General features: G+C 52.2%; 14 protein-coding genes. 13 read left to right on the top strand and 1 reads right to left on the bottom strand.

All coding sequences use genetic code 11. The features are described 5' to 3' along the window. Nucleotides 1-188 precede the first annotated feature (188 nt). On the bottom strand, nucleotides 189-1211 hold the full coding sequence (locus ACYVIY_RS15350) for a LacI family DNA-binding transcriptional regulator (RefSeq protein ID WP_460977248.1): 1023 nt from the start codon (nucleotides 1209-1211) through the stop codon (nucleotides 189-191). A 428-nt stretch (nucleotides 1212-1639) separates the two neighbouring features. Here ACYVIY_RS15350 and ACYVIY_RS15345 point away from each other — a divergent pair, with 428 nt between their 5' ends. The 13 genes from ACYVIY_RS15345 to ACYVIY_RS15285 all read left to right on the top strand — a co-directional run bounded on the left by ACYVIY_RS15345 (nucleotide 1640) and on the right by ACYVIY_RS15285 (nucleotide 16934). Then, the gene (locus ACYVIY_RS15345) at nucleotides 1640-1846 is read left to right on the top strand and encodes a hypothetical protein (protein ID WP_460977247.1); all 207 of its coding nucleotides are present in this window, start codon (nucleotides 1640-1642) and stop codon (nucleotides 1844-1846) included. A 279-nt stretch (nucleotides 1847-2125) separates the two neighbouring features. Further along, nucleotides 2126-3076, top strand: coding sequence for an RraA family protein (locus ACYVIY_RS15340; RefSeq protein ID WP_460977246.1), 951 nt, complete (start codon nucleotides 2126-2128; stop codon nucleotides 3074-3076). Nucleotides 3077-3104: 28 nt separating this feature from the next. Continuing rightward, on the top strand, nucleotides 3105-4388 hold the full coding sequence (locus ACYVIY_RS15335) for a mandelate racemase/muconate lactonizing enzyme family protein (protein WP_460977245.1): 1284 nt from the start codon (nucleotides 3105-3107) through the stop codon (nucleotides 4386-4388). A 100-nt stretch (nucleotides 4389-4488) separates the two neighbouring features. Next, entirely contained in the window at nucleotides 4489-5895 is a 1407-nt protein-coding gene (locus tag ACYVIY_RS15330; RefSeq protein ID WP_460977244.1) for a glucuronyl esterase domain-containing protein, read from the top strand. A gap of 23 nt (nucleotides 5896-5918) precedes the next feature. Further along, the gene (gene uxaC, locus ACYVIY_RS15325; RefSeq protein ID WP_460977243.1) at nucleotides 5919-7358 is read left to right on the top strand and encodes a glucuronate isomerase; all 1440 of its coding nucleotides are present in this window, start codon (nucleotides 5919-5921) and stop codon (nucleotides 7356-7358) included. Between the two features lie 31 nt (nucleotides 7359-7389). Further along, nucleotides 7390-8742 carry an MFS transporter gene (locus ACYVIY_RS15320; protein WP_460977242.1) on the top strand — a complete coding sequence of 451 codons (1353 nt, stop codon included), beginning with the start codon at nucleotides 7390-7392 and terminating at the stop codon, nucleotides 8740-8742. Nucleotides 8743-8745: 3 nt separating this feature from the next. Further along, nucleotides 8746-8988, top strand: coding sequence for a hypothetical protein (locus ACYVIY_RS15315; RefSeq protein ID WP_460977241.1), 243 nt, complete (start codon nucleotides 8746-8748; stop codon nucleotides 8986-8988). Nucleotides 8989-8999: 11 nt separating this feature from the next. Further along, nucleotides 9000-9188 carry a hypothetical protein gene (locus ACYVIY_RS15310; protein ID WP_460977240.1) on the top strand — a complete coding sequence of 63 codons (189 nt, stop codon included), beginning with the start codon at nucleotides 9000-9002 and terminating at the stop codon, nucleotides 9186-9188. A gap of 25 nt (nucleotides 9189-9213) precedes the next feature. Beyond that, on the top strand, nucleotides 9214-10449 hold the full coding sequence (gene uxuA / locus ACYVIY_RS15305) for a mannonate dehydratase (protein ID WP_460977239.1): 1236 nt from the start codon (nucleotides 9214-9216) through the stop codon (nucleotides 10447-10449). Further along, entirely contained in the window at nucleotides 10446-12560 is a 2115-nt protein-coding gene (locus tag ACYVIY_RS15300; protein ID WP_460977238.1) for an alpha-glucuronidase family glycosyl hydrolase, read from the top strand. The genes uxuA and ACYVIY_RS15300 overlap by 4 nt, the downstream gene beginning before the upstream one ends. Nucleotides 12561-12638: 78 nt before the next feature. Further along, the gene (locus tag ACYVIY_RS15295; protein WP_460977237.1) at nucleotides 12639-14048 is read left to right on the top strand and encodes a Gfo/Idh/MocA family oxidoreductase; all 1410 of its coding nucleotides are present in this window, start codon (nucleotides 12639-12641) and stop codon (nucleotides 14046-14048) included. A 227-nt stretch (nucleotides 14049-14275) separates the two neighbouring features. Further along, nucleotides 14276-15682, top strand: a complete 1407-nt coding sequence (locus ACYVIY_RS15290) for a putative oxidoreductase C-terminal domain-containing protein (protein ID WP_460977236.1) — start codon at nucleotides 14276-14278, stop codon at nucleotides 15680-15682. A gap of 100 nt (nucleotides 15683-15782) precedes the next feature. Further along, complete coding sequence (locus ACYVIY_RS15285) at nucleotides 15783-16934, top strand: Gfo/Idh/MocA family protein (RefSeq protein ID WP_460977235.1); 1152 nt, start codon at nucleotides 15783-15785, stop codon at nucleotides 16932-16934.

Genomic DNA, 16934 nt, shown 5'->3' with positions numbered 1-16934 from the left:
GTGCTCGTTTCGAGCAGGGTGAGCTAACGCTGGAGGACCTGCGGTCGTATGCCCTGGAGCAGGGGGAGCCCAAGCAGATCAGCGGCAAGCAGGAGCTATTTGAGATGATTATCAATCAGTATATTTAAGATTGCCCGATTTTACTAAGCTGTGCTTACGTAACAGACAGATTGTTACGTAAGCACAGCTTACTGTTTTTTGAGCGATGAGTCTCTAATAACCAGCCCCGAGTGTAAGACAATCCGGTTGGTTACCTGAATGTTCATGGAGCCATTTAAGTGATTAATCAAGCTCTGCGCGGCAATTTCACCCATTTTTTCGCCGGGGTAATGAATCGTAGTCAGGTTTGGTTCGATCACCTGAGAAACCGGATCATTATTGAATCCTACAACAGCAATGTCGTTTGGAATAGAAAGGCCAGCCTGTTTCAGTACGCGGATGCAGCTTACGGCGCAGAAGTCATTGGCAACAAAAACCCCATCCGGCCGATCGGGCATCGCCTGAATGCGTCTGGCAGCTTCGACTCCCGCTTCCTGGCTTAAGTCGCCTACCATCACCAGCGATTCGTCATAAGGCAATTCGGACTCCAATAGTGCCATCCGATACCCTTTTAACCGGTCAGCATATACGTTTCTCTGTAAACTACCGGTTACGTGGACAATCCGTTTACACCCCTGCTCAATTAAGTGACACGTAGCATCGTAACCGGCCTGCGTATTGTCGATCACAATATTGGTGCATTGCTCATGGTTGATTACCCGATCGAAAAATAACAACGGAATGCCTTTATTAATGAATGCCTCGAAGTGATCGGTTTGCTCAGTGTCATACGCTACCGAAACCAGTAGGCCGTCGACCCGGCTGTTAAACATGGTTTTAGCGTTAGCTACTTCTTTCTTGACCGATTCCAGTGATTGACTGATAATCAGGTTATATGTGGCTTCGTTGGCGACCCTCTCCATGCCAGCCAGAGCCGTAGACATAAAATTACTATTTAGGCGCGGCACGATGACCCCGATTGTGTTGGTCCGCTGACGGCGAAGATTGCTGGCAAAGGTGTTCGATCGGTATCCCATTTGCCTGGCCGTCGTGGTAATCAAATCTTTAGTGTCTTCGCGAATAGCGGGGTGATCATTTAAGGCACGGCTGATGGTAGCAGGCGAGTAATTCAACCGCTTGGCTATATCATATATCGTTATTTCTTTCTCCATACAGTGGGTAGTATCGCGTAATGAGGATTATCGGAACAAGTTAACAGACGGGATCAGAATAGTGGCAATCTATGCAATCCATTGCGCAATAGCTATGTAAGTAAAATAGGGCCTTACTAGACTACCTTAGCTTATCACTTGCTTTGTCGGGTAAAACTACCGCCTTTGGCTGACCAATGTGCAATACATACTAGGGTAAACCCTATAAAAATAAAAAAACATACGCCGACAATGACATTCATTTACAAAAATTTCTGAAATCGGTTGCAAGTTTTATTTTTTCACAAATACTTTGTACTGATCTTGTACAGATCGTTCTAGCGGTTTTCGCTACGTACCTCGATCGACACGAATACTGGTAGCCGCATCAAAGTGGCTTAACCAACCTGAGCAGCATTTACTGCATACGAAGCAAAGGCGCGAATCTAATGTATAAAGCCTTGCGACTGACTTCGGCTTACCTACCCGATGGTACGCCTAACATGCGCCCGTTGCGGGGTACGGTCAATGAGTTGTCGCGATTCCATTGTGCAGCGTCGGTGCCGTACGGCATTACAGTATGGAATGTAACAGATAAAGACAGCTGGATTATAACCTCACAGGGACGGACCGATTTCCCGACGTTGTGGGACTAGAACTATTGGAAAAAACCTACCTACGCCGGGTTGATAAAGGGGCTTAAAGACCAGCAGCCAGTTCTTCCAGATTGGAGCTAGTCTGTTCAGATCGTATTTAAGATTCATCATGGGTAGTACATACACATCCTGCCAGCTTGGTGGGATGTGTTTTTAACATGCTTTTCGCTCCATATGTATGATCAGGCAATAATTCAATCGGTTGCATTGGGTAGAACCGGCGTACCTAACTCCTTATAGACGATGTATGTCAAACTCATAACCCTTTCCTGAATTTTCATGAAGCTGACAATTATTTCAGCCACGGTACTCTGCCTCTTTAGCCAGGCAGTAGCATCATTTGGGCAACAGATTTCTAAAGAGGAACTGATCTTTTTAACCCCAGAGTGGAAAGGCGAACGCTATCCCGATGGGCGCCCTAAAGTCTCCGACGCCATTCTGAAACGCATGAAGCTGGTCACGCAGGAAGAAGCCTGGGCCGTTCTGCGCAATGAGAACTACAAACACCAATACGCCGATGGCTGGCAGGTCATCAACCCCGACAGTGTGCTGGTAGGCCGGGCCGTTACGGCTACGTTTATGCCCGGTCGGCCGGATGTGCAGCGGATTACAGATAAACGAGGTCAGGAGCGAACCGGTAAAGTAAAGCCGCAAAATACTTGGCCTATCGAATTGCTGACGAAAGGCGATGTGTACGTAGTCGATCAGTTTGGTATGCACGAAGACGGCCCAACCATTGGCGACAACCTGGGCAATGATATTTACACCCGAACCGGTAACGGAATTGTGTACGAAGGAGCCGTCCGGGATATAAATGGCCTCAAAGAATTAGGTGGCTTTACGTCGTTTTTCCGCTCGTATCACCCCTCGCACCACCTAAACGATGCGAATGGGGCGCTGAACACGACCCTGGTGAGCATGAATCACCCAACCCGTATTGGCCGGGTCATGGTTATGCCGGGCGACGTCGTGCTGGGCCGTGACGGCGGAGTTATCTTTATTCCCCCCCACCTGGCCGAGAAGGTTGTTAAAACGTCTGAGATCGTCCGGTTGCGCGACATGTTCAGTCACCAGCGGTTGCGCGAGCAGAAATACACCTCAGGGCAGATCGACACGCGCTGGTCGGCCGAAATCGAGAAAGATTTTTCGCAGTGGCTTAACGCTCACATCAACGAACTCCCCGTTCCGAAAGAGCAAATCCAGGAACTTCTCAAAACCCGTACCTGGTAACCTGACCGCTTAACCCTTTTTTACGACCATGAGCTTTACATCATCCCGGCGTTCATTCTTGACCAAAAGCGCCATAGCCAGTGCCTTTGCGGCAACCTCTATCTCTACGTTTGGCGAAGGGCTGGAAACCGCCGTTCACCGGGCTCCACAATCGTCGGCCCCCTCCGATCTAAAAATCACTGACATCAAGTGCGGCTACACCCGCAACGGACACAGCCTGTTCGTGAAAGTACACACCAATCAGGGAATCTGGGGTTGTGGCGAAGCCGTTGATGCCTCCGTCGGAACGTATCATTTGGTGAAAATGATGGGCGAACGTATTAAGGGCAGAAGTCCCCTGAACGTCAACCGCTTATTCGAAGATGTTCGCAAATCAGGATTCTTTGAAGGGGCTCAGGCCGGTATTTATATTTCCGTGCTATCCGCCATCGAGACAGCCCTGTGGGATCTTGTCGGCAAGGCCTTAGGTATGCCGGTGTATCAGTTGCTGGGCGGTAAGTTCCGGGATAAAGTCCGCGTTTACTGCGACACGGGTGCATACCGCGAGAAAGACACGACGCCCGAATCGTTCGGCAAAAGTGCCAAACGGGCGATCGATATGGGCTTTACAGCGGTCAAATACGACATCGACGAACGTAACGATCCGAACAAATTTGATGCCTACAACTGGACGGCCAGCCAGGGCGAGCTGGAGCGGATGTACAACCAGATTGCCGGTGTTCGTAAAGCGGTTGGCCCAAAGGTCGACATCTGCGTAGACATGCACGGGCGCTACGACGTAACAACAGGTCGGCGGGTGGCCAAGATGATGGAGCCGCTGAATCTGCTGTTTCTGGAAGAACCCATTCCCGCCGAAAACCCGGAAGCCTATAAGCAGATTCGGGAAGCGTCGAATACGCCGATCTGCGCCGGAGAAAACCACTACATGGCGCATGGGTTCCGGAAGCTGCTTGAAATTGGGGCGGTTGACATTATTATGCCTGATTTGCAAAAAGCAGGTGGTTTAGGCGAGGGGCAACGGATTGCCAATCTGTCGAATCTGTATTACGTCCCCTTCGCTCCGCACATGGTAGCATCGTATCTGGGCGCTATGGCGTCGAGCCATGTTTGTGCGTCGGTGCCCAACTTCCTCATTCTGGAGTGGCAGATTTACTTCCACGAGGAACCTATGTTCAAAGAGATTGTCACCTTCGACGGCCCGATGGTCAAAGACGGCTTTATTCCGCTGTCCGAAAAACCTGGTATTGGCGTCGAAATCAACGAAGAAGGCATGCGCAAGTACGCGCCCAAGGACGTACCATTCTTTGTATAAAACCCGCTTTCTCGTTTCAAAACCGTAAACCGATGTCGGGCAATTAGCTGTCGTCTAAGCCGTACCGCTGGCTGCAACCAAAGTCAATACCTTAACTACGATGCGTAAAACTGGAATCTTATATAGTTTGCTACTGGTCGCACCGCTTGTGGGTCTGGCTCAGTTTGGTCCGCGTACGCCTGAACAGGACAGTCTGATTGCCCGGCAACAGCGCAAAACCCAGGCCGACCATCGCGCGATGATGGCCGCTCTGAACATCAACGAACTGCGGCCGGGACCATCGGGAAATCCAAAGGCTCCTAACGCGGCTAATGTGGACGAAAGTAAAGCCACGACCTACACCTCGCTGCCCGATCCGCTGACGCTAAAAAACGGCAAAAAAGTCACAACGGCTAAAGAGTGGTGGCAGAAACGACGACCCGAAATTGTCGAAGATTTCGATCGGGAAGTATACGGACGTATGCCCGCTAATACGCCCAAAGTATCCTGGGAGGTAGTGAGCACGAAAGATACTGTCGATGGCAGCTATCCGGTTAGACTAAAGCAGTTGGTCGGTCGAGTGAACAATTCGGCGTATCCGGCCATTACAGTGAACATTGAGCTGACCTTAGCCACGCCCATTAATGCCTCCGGTCCGGTACCAGTTATGATGAGCTACGGGTTTCGCTTCCCGGCCGGTTTTCGTCCCCCACAACCGCCAACGTCGACTACGGCTCCGGCCCCTCCTAGCTGGCAGCAGCAATTGCTGGCCAAGGGCTGGGGATACGCCATTATTTACCCAACCAGTTATCAGGCCGATAACGGCGCGGGGTTGACAGAAGGTATTATCGGGTTGGTTAACAAAGGGCAGCCGCGTAAACCCGACGACTGGGGTGCGTTACGTGCCTGGGCGTGGGGAGCCAGCCGCTCCTTAGATTACTTCGAAACTGACAAAGCCGTTGACGCCAAACAAGTCGGTATTGAAGGCTTGTCGCGCTACGGGAAAGCCGCCGTTGTCACGATGGCGTATGAGCCCCGCTTCGCGATTGGGTTCATCGGTTCCTCAGGCGAAGGGGGCGTAAAAATCCATCGGCGCACGTTTGGCGAACAGGTCGAGAACGTAGCGTCTTCGGCCGAGTACCACTGGATGGCGGGTAATTTCATTAAATATGCCGGTCCACTAACCCCCAACGACCTACCGGTTGATGCGCACGAACTGGTCGCACTCTGCGCACCCCGTCCGGTTTTCATTAGCTCAGGATCGCCTACCGTTGAAGGGCAGTGGGTTGATGCAAAAGGCATGTTCCTGGGTGGCGCGTACGCCGGGCCGGTGTATGAACTGCTCGGCAAAAAAGGACTTGGCACAACCGAGTTTCCGCCCCTCGAAACAGGACTTGTTACCGGCGACATCGCCTTTCGCCAGCACAGTGGCGGGCACACCACCGGCCCCAACTGGCCTACGTTTCTTCAGTTTGCGGATCGATACATGCGTGCGAAAGGAACGACGGCCAAACAGCGGGGGCAGTAAACAAACACCTAAACGTAGTGAACATGCACGCTTTGAACATTGATTATAGCCCATCGGCAACGGGCAGTTTCCTGGACGAAAATTTCGTACTGGAAAACGAAACGGCGCGGTACCTGTACTTCGAGTTTGTTGAGAAGCTGCCGATCGTCGACTACCATAACCATTTACCGCCCGACGAGGTAGCTCAGGACAAGCGCTACGCGGACATGACCGAATTGTGGCTGAAAGGTGATCATTACAAATGGCGGGCCTTGCGGGCAAATGGCATTCCGGAGCGGCTGATTACGGGGGATGCCACCAATCGGGAGAAGTTCGACGCCTGGGCGCAGACCGTTCCCTACACCATGCGGAACCCCTTGTATCACTGGACACACATGGAGCTGAAGCGCCCGTTCGGCATAACGCAACTGCTGAACGAAACCAGCAGCCAGTCGATCTATAACCAATGCAACGAACAGCTGCAAACCCAATGGACGGCCCGAACGCTGCTCCAATACCACAACGTACAGGTTGTCTGCACCACCGATGACCCAACGGACGATCTGCGGTATCATCAGCAGTTTACCGCCGAGGGGACGGCGCTCCGCATGTTACCGACCTTCCGACCCGATGCCTTATTCCCGGCCGCCACGTCGCAGTGGCGAGGGCGAGTTGAGCAGCTGGTTGCTGTCAGTGGAGTAGCTGTTACCGATTTAGATTCGTTTGTGGAAGCTTTACAACAGCGGGTTCAGTTCTTTCACGAAACCGGTTGCCGGGCGGCCGATCATGGCCTGTCACAGATGCCAGCCGTGGTCGAACGTACCGTTGAACACGATAGTACGTTCAAACGATTGCTGGATGGTCAACCGGTTTCGGACCCAGCCCAGCTTGATCAGCTAACCGGCTACGTTCTGCTGGAATTGTGTCGGATGTATCACCAGCGCGGATGGGTACAGCAGTTTCACATCGGTGCGTTACGTCAGGTCAATAGTCGATTGACCAGTCGACTCGGTATAAACGTCGGGGTCGATTCGATGGGCGATTTACGTCAGGCCAATCGACTGGCGGAATTTTTGGACGCGCTGGACAAAACCGACCAGCTTGCGAAGACGGTGCTGTATAATCTGAACCCAGCCGATAACGACGTATTTGCCACCATGACCGGCAACTTTCAGGCCGGTAGTATGCCTGGCAAAATTCAATGGGGATCGGCTTGGTGGTTTCTCGATCAGAAAGATGGCATGGAGAACCAGCTCAACATTTTGTCCAATATGGGCCTGCTGAGCCGGTTTATTGGCATGGTTACCGACTCGCGCAGCTTCCTGTCGTTCTCCCGGCACGAGTATTTCCGACGAATTTTATGCAACCTCATCGGTAAGGATATCGAAAAAGGTCTTTTACCTAAAGACCTCAATTGGCTGGGGCAACTGGCAGCCAACATCGCTTACCATAATGTCATAAACTACTTTGATTGGGAAAACTAACTCCTCGTCTACTGGTAATACACCACTGGGCATGACTGAAAGCAGAAGCCAGGCTTCTGGGATCGGGCCACTGAATGGACGGAGCAATTACCGGTGGGCCATCGTGGCACTGCTGTTTTTTGCGACAACAATCAACTACCTGGACCGACAGGTTATCAGCCTGTTGAAACCCATTCTCGAAAAAGAATTTAGCTGGAGCGAATCGGACTATGCCAACATCGTAACCGTGTTCACGTTTTTCTACGGCACCAGTACGTTACTTGCTGGTTATCTGATCGATAAGATTGGGACTAAACTAGGTTATATCGGCGCCATTCTGGTGTGGAGTCTGGCCGCAATGGGTCACGCCTTAGCGGGTGGTACGTTCGGATTTATGGTCGCTCGGGCATTCCTCGGCATTGGTGAGGCCGGTAACTTTCCCGCTTCAATCAAGACCGTGGCGGAATGGTTTCCGCAGAAAGAACGGGCGCTGGCAGTTGGTATTTTCAACTCAGGCGCGAACATCGGCGCGGTGGCTGCGCCAGCCGTTGTCCCCTGGCTAGCCCTTGTTGCCGGTTGGCAGATGGCGTTCATCGTTACGGGAGCTTTGGGCTTTATCTGGATTGTCGCCTGGTGGTTCTATTACGAAGTTCCCGCCCGCCATAAGCGCGTCAACGCGGCCGAACTAGCTTATATCACCGAAGAGCCACCGGTTGAACCGGCCGCAATTGGTGATGCAGCCGCAACCGATCTACTCAGCCCCGACGCGAAAACGTCATATCCCATCTTTAAGAATAGGGCCATTTGGGGCTTTATGGGCGGCAAACTCCTGACCGATCCGATCTGGTGGTTTTTCCTGTTCTGGCTGCCGTCTTACCTGGCCAACATCTATAACCTTGATCTGAAAAAGCTGGGCGCTCCGTTAATTATCATTTACCTGGCTGCAACCATCGGTAGTGTTGGGGGCGGCTGGCTGTCGTCTACGCTGATTCAGAAAGGCTGGAACCCAACACGGGCGCGCCAGTTTGCCATGGCGCTGTTTGCCTTATGCGTCACACCAGTTATGGTGATCAGCCAGATGGGCAGCATGTGGCCGGTGATTGCCATTCTGTCGCTGGCGGTCGCGGCTCACCAGGCCTGGTCGGCAAACATTTTCACCGTAGCCGCCGACCAATTTCCGAAGCACGTACTGAGCCGCGTCGTTGGGTTTGGTACCATGGCCGGTACGTTGGGCGGTGCCTTGTTTCCCTTATTAGTCGGCCGAATTCTTGACCATTACAAAGGGTTAGGCCAATTGTCCGAAGGCTACTACGTCATTTTTTACATCGCCGGCCTAGCGTATCTGGTCGCCTGGGGATTGCTGTATGCATTCGTTTTCCGCCGAAAAGCTACTGTGACCGTATAAGCCATGAGAACCGCCACTTCGTCTATCTATATACGTAGCATCATTCTCGGTATTTCGGTAAGTCTGACTTTAGCGTCTGGTGTGAAGGCTCAAAGCGTCGACTTCCAGAAGATGACGCCCGACGAGCGAAAGGCGTATATGGAAAAAATGCGGGTGGCCAGTCAGGCAGATTGGGAAAAGACGATGCAGGCGTTCAACTTAAAGCAACCAGCCCTAATCCGAAAGGCGAATTTCTGGCCTGCGTAGCAGCTAGTCCGGTGTATACCTTACTTGGTAAAGAGGGTATAGGGACAACCGAGACACCCGCTCCCGACGTATCGTTGGTCAGTGGAGAAGTAGCGTTCAGAAATCACGAAGGTGGCCATGTTGACTCGCTTGACTGGCCTGTATTTATCGAATTTGCGAATCAACAATTTAAGGCGTCATTAGCGCAAAATAAAAAATAGAGTCTGAATGGGGATGCTACAAACCATGCGTTGGTTCGGGCCGAACGACCCGGTTTCATTGATGGATATTCGGCAGGCGGGTTGCGCAGGTGTCGTAACCGCACTGCACCAGATCCCGGTAGGCGAAGTGTGGTCTGTCGCGGAAATTGAAGAGCGGAAACGGGTCGTTCAGGCCGATAATGGTCGTTACGCTCCCTTACATTGGGCTGTCGTTGAAAGTCTGCCGGTTCACGAAGACATTAAGAAAGGTCGGCCGAGCCGCGCGACCTATATCGAAAACTACAAACAGTCGATTCGAAACCTGGCCGCCTGCGGCATCCAAACGGTATGTTACAATTTCATGCCTGTCCTCGACTGGTCACGTACAAACCTGAACTACGAGATGCCCGACGGCTCTCGGGCGCTAAAATTCGTGTGGGAAGATTTTGCCGTATTTGATCTGTGCATTCTGAAGCGGCCAGGCGCTGAAACCGACTACAAACCGGAGATTGCAGCAGCTGCCTACGAGAAGTTTACCCAGATGAGTCCGGCCCGGATTGAAGAACTGTCGGCCATTGTGTTACTTGGTCTGCCCGGTTCAGAAGAAAGCTTTACGCTCGAAACGTTTCAGGGGTTGCTGGATGAGTATGCGCAGATTGGCGATGCCGAGCTACGTACTAATCTATACTATTTCATCCAACAAGTGGCTCCCGTTGCGCAGGAGGTCGGCGTTAATCTATGTATTCACCCCGACGATCCACCATTTCCGCTATTGGGCTTACCCCGCGTTGTCAGTACCGAAGCCGATTTAGCACAACTGATGGCAGCTTGCGACGTAACGGCCAACGGCATTACGTTCTGTACAGGTTCGCTGGGCGTACGCGCTGACAATGACTTGCCGGGCATGATCCAACGATTCGGCGAGCGTATTCACTTCATTCATCTACGCACAACGAAGCGGGAAGAAGGCGGCACGCCCGACCGTCCCCATAATTTTTACGAAGCCGACCATTTAGCGGGTGATGTCGATATGTACGCCGTGATCAAGGCAATTGTCCTGGAACAGCAACGACGGACCCAATCGGGTGTTGGCGTTACGTCCATACCGATGCGCCCCGATCACGGCCACCAGATGCTCGACGATCTGCACAAAAAAACGTATCCCGGCTATTCGGCCATTGGTCGCCTGCGCGGTTTAGCGGAGCTGCGGGGGCTGGAATTTGGTATTGAGCGGTCGTTGGCAGAGAATGAAATAGTTGAACTAGCGGAAGAACGTAAATGAGTTATAAACAAGTTAGTATCTGGTTAATTTCCTTGCTGTGTATCGCAACCAGCAGCCGGGCCGACGATGGCTATCGGCTTTGGCTGAAGTATGATCTGATAAAAGACGCGGCCCGGCGGGACAGCTACGCCCGCTCAGCACAGTTTATCGCCGTCAATGGTAACAGTCCGATTCTAAAGTCAGCCGCTGAGGAGCTGCAAACGGGTTTACAAGGCTTACTGGGTAAGTCGGTCCCTGTCATCACCAATGCCAGTGGAAAAACTGGCGGTATCGTTTTATCGGTAACCAATGCCGCAGACATCCAGTCGCTAAACAACGAAGGGTATCAGATCGGCAAACGGCAAAACAATATCGTCATCACGAGTAAATCAGATGCCGGGGCGTTATACGGCGCATTCGCCTTGTTACGTCATCTGCAAACGCTACAGCCGATTGATGCTATCTCGGTAACCAGCAGCCCGAAGGTGAAATACCGGATGCTCAATCACTGGGATAACGTAAACGGAACCATTGAGCGGGGCTATGCCGGTGAGTCACTCTGGAAATGGTATGAACTGCCCGAGACAATCAGCCCCCGGTACAAAGATTACGCCCGTGCCAACGCATCATTGGGCATTAACGGAACGGTCGTAAACAACGTCAACGCCAGTGCCCGGTTTATGACCAACGAATATCTGCAAAAGGTAGCAGCTCTGGCCAAGGTGTTCCGGCCCTATGGCATTCGGGTTTATTTATCGGTTTACTGGGCAGCCCCTAAAACGGTGGGCGGTCTCAAAACGGCTGACCCTCTCGATCCGGAGGTACATAAGTGGTGGACCGATAAAGTGAAAGAGATTTACCAGGCGATTCCTGATTTTGGAGGCCTGTTGGTCAAAGCCAACTCGGAAGGTGAACCCGGTCCGCAGGATTATAACCGCACCCACGCCGACGGGGCCAACATGCTTGCCGAAGCCATGAAACCTTACGATGGCGTTGTGATCTGGCGAGCTTTCGTCTACAAAGCCGATCCCAAAGCCGACCGGTTCAAAGCGGCCTACGAGGAATTTGCGCCTTTGGATGGCAAATTCGACAAGAAGGTCATTGTGCAGGTAAAGAACGGTCCGATCGATTTTCAGCCCCGCGAGCCCTTCTCTCCGCTGTTCGGCAATATGCCGCAGACGCCGTTGGGCATGGAGTTTCAGATTACGCAGGAGTACTTAGGTTTCGCTACGCACTGGGTCTACGAAGCGCCTATCTTCAAAGAGTGCCTGGAATCGGATACGTACGTGAAAGGTAAGGGTTCTTCAGTAGCTAAGGTGGTCGATGGGAGTCTGCATGGCTATCCACTAACAGCTATGGCGGGGGTAGCCAATACCGGGGCTGATCGCAACTGGACGGGGCACCCGATGGCGCAGTCGAACTGGTACGCCTTCGGACGCTTAGCCTGGGATCATACCTTGTCGTCGGAAGCGATTGCGAATGAGTGGGTAAAGATGACGCTAACGAATGAACCGCAGACCGTGAAACGGATCACTGATCTGATGCTTAAGTCGCGGGAGATTTATGTCAATTATAATACGCCCTTAGGTCTTTCTCGGCCCTGGACTGGTGTACACTTTGCGCCTGAACCCTGGCAGAACAAGAGCCCCCGCCCCGACTGGACAGCCGTTTACTACCACCGAGCCGATTCACTGGGCGTTGGTTTCGATCGAACAGCCAAAGGCAGTAATGCGCTCGCTCAGTATAAGCCTGAAGTACAGCAGCAATGGAATAACGCAGAAACCTGTCCCCTACCCTACCTGCTCTGGTTCCACCATGTTCCCTGGACCAAGAAGTTGAGCACCGGCCGGACGCTGTGGGATGAGCTATGTACGCGCTTTTACACCGGAGCCGACTCCGTATCCTGGATGCAGCAACAATGGGTGCAGGTAAAGCCGTCGGTCGACCCGGAGATTTACACAGATGTAACGGGCCGGTTAGCCACGCAGCATAAAGAAGCGATCTGGTGGCGAGATGCCTGGGTATTGTATTTACAGGACTACGCGAAACAACCGATACCCGCTCCGTTCAAAAAACCGGAACGTACGCTGAGGGACGTAAAGAACCTGGTCGACGTGTATATGATGCGCTAGCAGACGTATCACGTTCAGTGGAAGTAGGTAAGTATAGTACGTTGACAACTTTTACAGATAACCCCAAGCATCAAGGCCATGAAGAATGAAGAAACCCCTGCTCTGTCAAGAAGAGACTTTCTGAAGACAAGCGCCCTGACTACGGCTGTCGTCAGCGGTTTCCCGACCATTGTACCCGCATCGGTATTCGGCAAAAACGCGCCGAGTAACCGAATTAACATCGGCGCTATTGGCACTGGACGCATTTCTCGCGGTCACGACCTACCTGGCGTCTGGCAATACGACAATGCCCTGATCATGGCCGTCTGCGATTTGGACAGCAAACGCGCCGATGATGCGAAAAAGCTGGTCAACGGCTATTACACAAAAAAAACCGGTAAAGAGTACGATGGCGTACGCGTATATACAGATTACCGCGAACTCCTGAATAACAAAGATGTTGATGCCGTCCTCGTCAGTACGCCCGACCACTGGCACGCCCCTATCGTGATCGACGCGGTGCGGGCTAAGAAAGACGTGTATATGCAGAAACCCGCTTCACTAACCATTTCGGAAGGGCGGATGATGGCCGATGCCGTGAAGCAGTCGGGCCAGATCGTGCAGGTCGGTAGCCAGCAACGGTCGTCGGAGCAGTTTCGATACGCGGCTGAACTGGTACGTAACGGACGTATTGGCCAGTTGAAAACGGTGTACGTCGGCTTACCTGGCGATCCGGCGGGGGACGAAGAGCCAGAAATGCCCGTTCCGAAAAACCTGAACTACGACATGTGGCTCGGTACTACGCCCGAAGTGTACTATACCGAAAAGCGGGTTCATCCACAGGCTAACTACGACCGGCCGGGCTGGTTACGCTGCGAGCAGTTTGGCGCGGGTATGATCACCGGCTGGGGTTCGCACCACATCGACTGCGCGCACTGGGCGATGAATACCGAGCATACGGGACCAGTTGAAATCTGGGGAAAAGCTGATTTTCCCAAAAGCGGGCTTTGGAACGTACACGGTATTTTCCGGACGGAGGCCATGTATGAGAACGGCGTTCACATGATCGTGAGCAATGAAATTTCCAATGGCATCAAGTTCGAAGGCACCGACGGCTGGATTTTCGTATCGCGCGGTGATGCTTCTGTTACGGCCAGCGATCCAATCGCCAAACAGAACGCGGCCAAAAAACTGGACGCCAGCGACCCGAAACTGCTTACGTCGGTGATTGGCCCGAACGAAACGCATCTGACCGTCAGCAAAGAACACCACGGCAACTGGCTGGAAAGCATTGTTAGCCGGAAAGAACCGATTGCTCCGGCCGAGATCGGGCACCGCTCCTGCACAGCTTGTCTGCTTCATCAGGTAGCCATGAAGCTACCCCGGAAACTGTATTGGGACCCCAAGAAAGAACAGTTCAAAAACGACCCGGAAGCCAACAAGTTTTTGTCTCGCCCGCAACGCAAAGAATACGCTATTAAAATGTTGGCCAGCAATAAAACGCGTTGATGCAGAACAATCAAGTGTAATTTAAAGGGCTGTAGGCCCGACCTGTTACTAGGATGCGCTCTCAGCTCTTGGTTACAGCGCCGTAGGTGCGGTTTGCTTTACATCGCCACATTAGGTCGCACCTACGGCGCTATAAGTAGAAAGACGGGATATGTTTCTATGGACAGCACACCCTTAACGGGGCTTTCGGCTCGCATAAAGTGTGCTTAAAGATTAACCTGATGACGATGAATGTTTTTCCTGCTATTAACCGCCACGTTCTGATCATGCTTGTTAGCGCGGCTACCTCTGCTTTCGCTCAGAAGGAGGCCACTTATAAACTGGTCACCTTGGATCCGGGGCATTTTCACGCGGCTCTGGTCCAGAAGAGTATGTATCCGGATGTTAGCCCCGTTGTGCACGTATATGCGCCGAAAGGCCCTGACGTGCAACTGCATCTGGATCGGATCAAGTCGTATAACCAACGATCAGAAAATCCAACCCGCTGGCAGGAAGAGGTGTACACCGGAACTGATTATTTCCAGAAAATGCTCGCCGATAAGAGCGGGAATGTGGTGGTGATTGCGGGCAACAACCGAACAAAGACGGAGTACATCCAAAAGGCAGTCGATGCTGGTTTCAACGTACTGGCCGACAAACCGATGGTGATCGACGCCCGCAACTTCAATCAGCTGAAAGATGCGTTCACCTCGGCGGCTAAAAAGAACGTCTTGCTGTACGACATCATGACTGAGCGATTTGAGATCACTACGTTGTTGCAGCGTGAATTCTCAATGCTGCCCGCCGTCTTTGGTACGTTGGAGAAAGGCACGCCCGAAAATCCGGCGGTTACGAAGGAAAGCGTACATCACTTCTATAAATACGTATCGGGTAGTGTGCTGCAACGGCCGGGCTGGTTCATGGACGTAGCGCAGCAGGGCGAAGGCATTGTCGACGTAACGACGCACCTGGTTGATCTGGTGCAGTGGGAGTGCTTTCCGAATCAGACGATTGACTACAAGAAAGATATTCGCCTGAACACCGCTCGCCGGTGGACAACGGATATGTCGCGCAGTCAATTTCAGACGATTACCAACCAGCCGAGCTTTCCAGACTATCTGAAAAAAGCCGTAGTCGACGACACCCTGCTGAAGGTGTACAGCAACGGAGAAATAAACTATCAGCTACGTGGCGTACACGCCAAAGTATCCGTTACCTGGGCCTACAAAGCTCCTGAGGGCGCCGGCGATACGCATTACTCCATCATGCGCGGCACGAAAGCGAATCTGATCATCCGTCAAGGAGCTGAGCAACAGTACAAACCAACTTTGTACATTGAGCCGATTACCGACAACGCGGCTTACGCCAATAGTCTGTCAGCTTCACTGAAAACCATTCAGCAGAAATACCCCGGTATCGAACTGAAAAAGCTGAAGACCGGCTGGGAGATAACCATTCCGGAAAAGTACAAGGAAGGACACGAAGCCCACTTCGGCCGGGTTACGGAGAACTATCTGAAGTATCTGAAAGTGGGAAAACTACCCGAATGGGAGGTCCCAAACATGATTGCCAAGTATTACACCACGACGCAGGCATTGGAAATGGCCAAATCATCAAAGAGCGAATCGGACCGCCGAAGCGGAATGAAAGAGTGAAAGAGTGAATTCTCTTTATACACATAGAATTAAACTTTCACGGTACAGGGACCGGCCATTCACTCTTTCGCTCATTCACTCTTTCACTCATTGAAACAACATGTCACACGCAAATCGACGGAAGTTTATCAAGACAGCGGCTGGTTTGGTCGTTGCTCCTACCTTGTCTAACGAGATTTTGGCTTCGCCAGCTTCAATAATCGAAAGTCCGGCCATACACGGGAGTAAACCGGCAGCCGCCCGCATTCGCTTCTCTGTGATTGGTATGAACCACGGCCATATCTATGGGCAAGTGGGTGCGGTGATTCGGGGGGGTGGCGAACTGGTTTCCTTTTACGCTAAAGAACCGGATCTGGCAGCCGAGTTTGCCAAACGGCATCCGCAGGCAAAACGGGCGAAGAGCGAACAGGAAATTCTGGACGATAAATCAATTCAGCTGGTACTTAGCTCAATCATTCCTGACGAGCGTGCTCCGCTAGGTATTCGGGTGATGAAAGCAGGTAAAGATTACATGGTTGACAAGCCTGGCATTACGACGCTTGAGCAACTTGCCGATGTACGCAAAGTGCAAAAGGAAACGAAGCGTATCTATTCGATCATGTACAGTGAACGACTGGAAAATCGCGCAACGGTTAAGGCTGGCGAGTTGGTGAAGTCCGGTGCCATTGGCAAAGTGATTCAGACCATCGGCTTGGGACCACACCGGATGACGCCTAAATCGCGACCCGACTGGTTCTTTGACAAGAAACGATTTGGCGGTATCATCTGCGATATCGCTTCGCACCAGTTCGATCAGTTTTTGTTCTTTACGGGTTCTACTAAGGCGGAAATCGTTGCCTCACAGGTCGGTAACGTCCACTATCCGCAATACCCCAAATTTGAAGACTTTGGCGATGTGATGCTGCGAGGTAACGGCGGTACAGGTTATATCCGCGTCGACTGGTTCACCCCCGATGGATTAAAGTCGTGGGGTGACGGACGTCTGACAATCTTAGGTACAGATGGGTTCATTGAGATACGTAAGAACATCGACCCCGGCGGACGGGATGGTGGCAATCACTTGTTCATCACCGATCACAAAGAGACGCGTTACGTCGATTGCAGCAAAGAGCCCTTACCGTATGGTGAACAGCTCGTCAACGACGTTCTGAACCGCACCGAAACGGCGATGTCGCAGGAGCACTGCTTTTTGGCGACTGAATTAGCGCTGCGGGCTCAGAAACAGGCTCAACCTCTAAACCTCAAGGTGTAA

Source organism: Spirosoma knui (assembly GCF_054780635.1).
This window is presented reverse-complemented; position numbering and strand designations above follow the sequence as displayed.